2 protein-coding genes and 2 pseudogenes are annotated in these 3,505 nt (G+C 71.0%); all 4 read left to right on the forward strand.

What is annotated here, in order from left to right:
- Positions 1–312 (forward strand): annotated as a pseudogene (locus ACFQ50_RS24430) (ABC transporter ATP-binding protein); the annotation flags it as partial.
- Positions 309–1,760: an aminoglycoside phosphotransferase family protein gene (locus tag ACFQ50_RS24435; protein WP_377998216.1), complete on the forward strand. Its 1,452-nt coding sequence runs from the start codon at positions 309–311 to the stop codon at positions 1,758–1,760. The pseudogene ACFQ50_RS24430 and the gene ACFQ50_RS24435, both read left to right, overlap by 4 nt.
- Positions 1,757–3,058: a hypothetical protein gene (locus ACFQ50_RS24440; protein ID WP_377998217.1), complete on the forward strand. Its 1,302-nt coding sequence runs from the start codon at positions 1,757–1,759 to the stop codon at positions 3,056–3,058. Before ACFQ50_RS24435 ends, ACFQ50_RS24440 begins: the two co-directional genes overlap by 4 nt.
- Position 3,059: 1 nt before the next feature.
- Positions 3,060–3,505 (forward strand): annotated as a pseudogene (locus ACFQ50_RS24445) (UDP-glucose 6-dehydrogenase); the annotation flags it as partial.

The following is a 3,505-nucleotide window of genomic DNA, read 5'->3' on the forward strand; positions in this document are numbered from 1 at the left end:
CAGGCCCTCGCCGCCCTGACCCGCGAACGCACCTCCATCACCATCACCCACGACGCCCACTCCGCCCGCTCCTGCGACCGCATCATCTGGCTCGAACACGGCCACATCACCGAAGCCGGGCGCCGGGAGGACCTGCTCCGCGACCCCGGCTCACGGTTCGCGCGGTGGATGGAGGAGCAGGGACTTGGGGTGCCCCCCGGCCGCGCCGCCCTAGGGCGGCCCGGCGTTCCGGCCGCTGCCGGTACCCTTGGTTCTCTTGGTGTGGCTGGCGCTGTTGGTGCTTCGGAAGACGTCAAGGTGGAGGTGCCATGATCACCCTGGTACCCGGAGCAGCGCAGGCCGAACGTTCCCTAGCCCGCCGCGACGCCGCACTTCCGGGCCTCCCCTGGCTGCTGGACAACGGCCGCCTCTCCGAGCTGCTCGGCGAAACCGTCCGCGTGACCCGCGTCCGCTACAAGCCGGGCACCTCCCTGCTGGTGGCATTCCGCCGCCTGCGCAACGGCAGCTTCGACTACGGCTGGGCCATGACCCGCACCCCCGCCAGCAGCGGCAAACTCCTCGAACGCGAACACACCGCCCGCAGCCGCGGCGGCGACATGCGCATCCTGCGGCCTGCCCCCAGGCATCCGGACACCCTGGTGGCAGTGGGCGGCGTGGAGGACGACTGGGCCCTGCACAAGAGCCTCACCTGGCTGAAGAAGAACAGCATCCACCGGTTAGGCCTCCACCACCGGCCGGGCGCCGCCCTGCTGGCCGGCAGCAGCGTGCTGCGCTACAAGCCGGAACGGCGACTGGTCCTGCTCGCCCACCAGGCGGGCACCGCCGTCGTAATCAAAACGGCGGCCAAGCCGGCCGGACCCGGACAGGAAACCCAGTTCCTGACCCGGCTCCGCCATCATGGCGTTCCCCTCCTGCCCCAGATTGCCGACGCCGAATGTCTCGCCAACGGGATCAGCGCCAGCGCCGCGTGGGGCACCGGCGACCTCACGGCGCGCGGCAACACCACCGAAACGCGCGCCGCCGCCTACACCGCCGGCGGGGCTCTCGCCGCGCTCCACTGCTTTCCCGTCGCCGCCGGGGTCGGCGGTCCGGCTGCCGATCCCGCCCCGGAAACCCCGGGTGAACACGTCGCGGCACAGCTGAAGGCGACGCGCACCATGGTTTCCGCGCTGCTGCCGGAACTGGAACCGCTGGCCCGGGACCTCGAAACGGGGCTCACTGCCTTGCTGCTTGACCGGCCCCGGACAGCAACCGTCCTGGTGCACGGGGACTTCTCCCCCGACCAGGTGCTGGTGGGAGATTCAGAGGTGCGTCTGATCGACTTCGATCGGGCACGGACCGGGACGGCAGAGGCCGACCTGGGATCGTTCGCCGCGGCCGAAGAGGCCGCGCTGCCTGCTTTCCGTGGTGTGGCCGGGGGCGGCGCGCCTTCCAGCGGCGCGCTTCCCGACGGCGGAGCTCCCGCCGGCGCGCCGGTCAGCGGCGCACCGGTAAGTGGCGCTCCTGCGGCAGGCGCTCCTGCGGGAAACGCTCCTGCGAGAGTCGCTCCGGCCAGCGGCGCTCCTGCCGGCGGAACTCAGACGGCATTGCTCGCCCAAGGCTACCTCGACGCCGGGGGTCGGTTTTCGCAGGCCGCCGTCGATGCCTGGGCAGCCTACCGGCTTTTCAACAGCAGCGTTGACCCCTTCCGCGACCGCTCCCCCGAGTGGGCCGCCGACATGTCCTGGCACCTGAGCCGGGCAAAGGAGCTGATCCCATGACCTGGCATCCGCCTGTCCCCCGCCGCGTGACCGACCCTGCAGGATCCGTCTGGTCCGTCCAGCGTGCCTGGCCCGGCGTCTCGGCAGGCTCCTACGACATGGAAGTCCGCTCCCCGGACCGGCCCGGAGTCCTGGCCGGGCACTTCAGCGGCGGCATGTTCGAGGCAATCACCGTGGACGACCCCCGTCTCCCAGCCCTCGCCGCCGAGTCAACCAGGGGTGAGATGGTGGTGCACCGCGCCCACAAACGGGCCGTCCTCCGTGGCCCTGAAGCCTACATCAAGGTTTTCCGGCCCGGCCGGGCACTGACCGCAGCCGCAAGCCACAACATCACCGCCGCTGCCCTGGCCGAAGGCGGCTTCAACGCGCCGCGCCTGGTCAGCACGAGCCCCGATGTCCTGGCCTTCAGCCGTCTTGCGGGCCGGTCCTTCTACGAACTGGGCCAGAGCCACACCGGAAGCACCGCTCAGACCGGAATTGCAGACCAGTGCGACGTTGCAGACCAGCGCGACGTTGCAGACCAGCGCGACGTTGCAGACCAGCGCGACGTTGCAGACCAGCGCGACGTTGCAGACCAGCCCGGAATCACTGACACTTCCTACGCCGCCATCTGGGCGCGCTGGTCACGAGCCTGGGCCGGGACCGTGGCTGCCGCTGGCAGTGCCTCATTCCAGGACAGCCTGCACCGGCTTCCGCTCCGCGATGCCGGGAAGGAGGCCGCGAGCCTGCAGCGCTGGGTGGATCACTGGCTCCGGCACAGCGAGGGAATCGCCGCTGCTGCTCCCGCCCGCGCCGTCCTCCTGGCCCGTGCGCGGGCTGTTACAGAGACCCTGCTCAGCACACCACCGGATCCCGAAGGCTGGGCCCACGGCGACCTCCACGACAAGCAGATGCTCGGGGGCCGGGAGTCATCCGGCAGGCCGGCCGCCACTTCCGCTGCCCTATGCGCAGCTCCGGGACTGCTGGATTTCGATGAGTCCTGCCGGGCCGAGGCTGCCCTGGACCTGGCCAACCTCGACGTGCACCTGGAACTCAGGTGGCGGCAAAACCTCCTCACCACCCGCCGGTATGCCATCGCCCATTCCGCGGTGGTCTCCGCGGCCGAACGCCTGCACGTGAGCCCGCACCGCTTCGCCGCCTACGCCGCCTCCACGCGGCTCCGGCTAGCCTGCCTCTACTCCTTCCGTCCGCCGTGGGGCGCCGATGCAGCCAGATACCTCGTCTCTGGAGATCCCACCGCCGGTTACCTCCCCGCCCCAGGCCCGGCCCTGCCCGAACGAACCCCGATAGGAGCCTGACATGAACAACCCGCCAACCCCGGCCACCGACGTCCCGTCCGCCCCTGCGGAGCCACCAGCGCAAGCACCGGCCGGACCACCGGCAGCCGGGCTGTCCCTGTCCGTCATCGGAACGGGGTACCTCGGCGCCACGCACGCGATCTGCATGGCGCTGCTGGGCCACCGCGTGGTGGGGATCGACGTCGACGAGAACAAGATCCGATCGCTGGCCAGCGGAACCCTGCCGTTCTACGAGCCCGGGCTCGGCCAACTGCTCCGCCGGATGCTGGACAGCGGCCGGCTGAGCTTCACCACCGACTTCTCAGCCGCGGCCGGCGCCGACATCCACTTCCTCTGCGTCGGCACCCCGCAAATGCCCGACTCCCCCGCCGCCGACCTCCGCTTCCTCGACGCAGCCCTCGCCCGGCTCGCCCCGCACCTGGACACAGCCTGCCTCGTCGCCGGCAA

It is taken from the genome of Arthrobacter sp. NPDC056493, assembly GCF_042795115.1.
In the GTDB taxonomy this organism is placed as follows: Bacteria; Actinomycetota; Actinomycetes; order Actinomycetales; family Micrococcaceae; genus Arthrobacter.